Source organism: Candidatus Hydrogenedentota bacterium (assembly GCA_018005585.1).
Classification (GTDB): domain Bacteria; phylum Hydrogenedentota; class Hydrogenedentia; order Hydrogenedentales; family JAGMZX01; genus JAGMZX01.
This window is the reverse complement of the sequence record JAGMZX010000282.1, coordinates 1-3,066: the sequence shown is the minus strand read 5'-3', so window position 1 is coordinate 3,066 and position 3,066 is coordinate 1. Positions and strand designations below refer to the sequence as shown.

At 62.3% G+C, this 3,066-nt stretch carries 3 protein-coding genes; 2 read left to right on the top strand and 1 reads right to left on the bottom strand.

Annotation, left to right across the window (positions count from 1 at the left end):
* Both KA184_23765 and KA184_23760 read left to right on the top strand, forming a co-directional pair.
* A partial coding sequence (locus KA184_23765) for a glycosyltransferase (protein ID MBP8132609.1) occupies positions 1-782 on the top strand: 782 nt, incomplete at its 5' end.
* Between the two features lie 206 nt (positions 783-988).
* Positions 989-2,209 (top strand): amidohydrolase family protein, encoded by a 1,221-nt coding sequence (locus tag KA184_23760; GenBank protein MBP8132608.1) that lies wholly within the window; start codon positions 989-991, stop codon positions 2,207-2,209.
* A gap of 8 nt (positions 2,210-2,217) precedes the next feature.
* Here KA184_23760 and KA184_23755 read toward each other — a convergent pair.
* The coding region (locus KA184_23755; GenBank protein MBP8132607.1) for a glycosyltransferase at positions 2,218-3,066 on the bottom strand (849 nt) is incomplete at its 5' end.

The window sequence follows — 3,066 nt, the reverse complement described above, 5'->3', positions numbered from 1 at the left end:
ATTTGGAGCAGGCAGGTTTCCGGCACGTGCATTTCATGCCCCACGCGACGGACCCGGCGCTGTTTTGCGGCGAACCGCCTGAGACATTTGAGCGTGACCTCGCTTTCGTCGGCGTGTCCATGGTCGCACTGACCGCGGAAGCCATCGACAAGCACGCGCACGTGCCGCATGTGCTCGATGCGGTGCGCAGGGCCTTCGAACTGGGCCGGGTCACGCGAGAGCGATACGCCGCGGGAATGCCGGCAATCCTGGACGGAACGCTGCTGGCAGGACTGAACGAGTCTGAGAGGCGAAACGTGGAACTGCTTGTGAATTACGAGGCTACCAGACGCCAGCGCGAGGTCCTTGCGCGCACACTCGCCCCGCTGGGCCTCGAAGTGCGTGGCGACGCGGGCTGGCAGGCATACGGTGTTCCCGCGGGCGGCGCGGTTGGTTATTTTGACGACCTCGCGCCGTATTACCGCGGGACCAAGGTGAATGTGAATTCAACGAGCCTGCAAATGTGTTACGCCGTGAACCAGCGCGTGTTCGACTGTCCCGCCGCGGGCGGGTTCCTGCTTACCGATAACCAGCCGGATATGCACGCCTTTTTCGAGCCCGGCCGCGAATGTGTTCTGTATGAATCCATGGACGAGTTGCGAGACAAGGCCGCTTTCTTTCTGAACCACCCTGAAGAACGGGCGGCTATTGTCCGGGCGGCGCAGCGGCGCATCGCCGCCGAACATACCCACGCGCACCGGCTACGCGCGCTCGAAAGCTATCTGAAAGAGCGCTTCGCATAAACAAGAAGGTTTCTTTGTTCCGATCTTGCGCGCCTGCGCCAGGACCGCGGGCATCTTCACGGAAGAACGCCGCGTATGTTCCTGGTCCGGTGCAAGTCGCCACGGCGCTGGTGTGCACATCTGGAATCCCAGAAGAACATGCCGGAATTGTGCTAGACTCAGATGCGATGACTGGCGGCAAATGAGGCAATGTGGTAAGGAGTGCCATGATGCAGTTGCGATCGTCCCCGCGTTCTTTTCTGGCTGGTCTCCTGCTTGCGGCGGTGGCGGGTGCGGCGGTATTTGCGGGATACCGGCTGCTCGATGGGGAAAGAGGTTTCGCCGAGCCTCAGCAGGCCGAAGCGCCACAGTTCCCGCCCATTCCACTGAACGAGACGCCCGAAGAGGCACTGAAACGCATTCAGGAGCAGCGGCTTATCGTGAACGATCATGACCACGCGGAGAACATGGATGACGTGCCCCGTTTTCTTGCCGCGATGGACCAGAACGGGATAGGCAAGACCGTGTTGCTGGGGAGTTCGCATTTTACGATTACGCTGAACCCGCGCGTCGGGTTCACGCGTTACGACGAATATAACGAGAACATGCTCCAGATTGCGCTCGCGCACCCGGACCGGTTTGAGGCGTGGCCCACCGTCAATCCGTTGGACCCGATGATGCTCGATAAATTCAGCGGCCTGATCGACCGCGGCGCGCGGGGACTCAAGCTCTATACGGGCCACGGCTATGTAATCCCGGGCGAACGCAAGTACATGTTCCATCCGGTAGCGATGGATGACCCCCGCATGTTCCCTCTCTATGAGTACTGCGAAGTCAACTTCATCCCCATATGCTGGCACGTAAACCCCGGCCCCACCGCCCCGGGATTCGCGCAGGAATTCATCGAAATCCTGTACCGGTATCCTGACCTCAAGGTCGTGTGCCCGCATTTCATGCTCTCGTCGATCAAGGATTCCCGCCTCCGTGAATTGCTGGACACGTTCCCGAACCTGTACAGCGATATCGGGTTTGGTCATGACGACTTCCTGATTGCCGGGCTGAAGCGCATTTCGAAAGACCCGGAGAAGTTCCGGCGGATTCTTCGCGAGTACCCGGACCGGTTCTTCTTCGGCACCGACTTGGTCATGACGAATCATCCCATGAAAACCGCGGAGTGGTGCAGCGTACGGATGAAGGCGTATCTGGACATGCTGACGCAGGCGGCGTACACCGTGCCCTTCATCCCCAACATGACCTTGAACGGCCTTGAAATATCGAGTCCCCTCCTCGACGACATTCTCTACCGGAACTTCCACCGGTTCATGGCGCTGCAACCGGAAGGGACCAAGATTACGCGCGAGATTAACTGGGCGAACATGGGCATTCCTCAACTGCAACGGGCGCCCGGGCAGGCGTTCCCGCCGCCGGCCAAGGAACAAGGGCAGTAGCCGCCCGATCAACCGGCGAAGTGGTCACGCATGCGCCCGGCGATGCGCTGGAGACGGTGCGCGCAGGTGTGTTCGTTGAGCACGCGGGTGCGCGCGCGCCGCGCGATGGCGATGCGCGCGGCGGGGCGGGCGCGGAAGAAACGGAGCATGTCTCTCGCTTCCTCGATGTTTCCATAGCAGGCCACTTCCGACGCAATGTCGAACAGGTCTTGCAGGGCCGGTTGCGCGTCCGTCAGCAGGAAACCGCCCGCGGCGGGACAGTCGAATACGCGCTGGTTTGCCGCGTTCGGCATCTGGATGCTCGTGCAATTGAGGTTGACCTCGCACTCGCGATAGAAGGCCGGCAATTCCCGTTGATAGTCCAACGTGGGACCTGCACCGGGAAAAGGGCCGCGCCACGACGCGTCGCCGCGCAACTGCATCCCTTCGGGAACGAGCGCGGCCGCCAGTTCCTGCCGCAGGCGGCGGGTGCCTTCGACAAAGAGATACAATTCGATGTGCCGCCGCGATTCCGCGTCCAGCGCGGCGACATCTTCAGCCCGCAGGATGGCGCCGAGTCCCTTGCCGAAGTTCTCGCGCGTCACGCGGCCCGCGGCAAACGCGGCGTCGGCCAGCGCGGCCAGTTCCGGCCGCGCGTCGAACCATGCGCGTTCGCGCTTCGCGAATTCGACCATCGAATTGCCCACGAACGTGGGCGGGTGTTCCCAGCGATCCAGCGGGTCGGCGTCGAAGAGGGTCGCGTCCGCCCCCAGCGGCACGGTTGCGGCCAGCGCGAACCCAGCGCTTCTCAGGCTTTCCTCATAGGCGGAGTCCCAGGTGAATGCCGCGGCGCACGCGCCGCCGTAGCAGGTGCGGTC

Bases quoted from the DNA above. Each gene is read 5' to 3' on its own strand.
- KA184_23760 (MBP8132608.1), top strand. From the start codon at position 989: ATGATGCAGTTGCGATCGTCCCCGCGTTCTTTTCTGGCTGGTCTCCTG.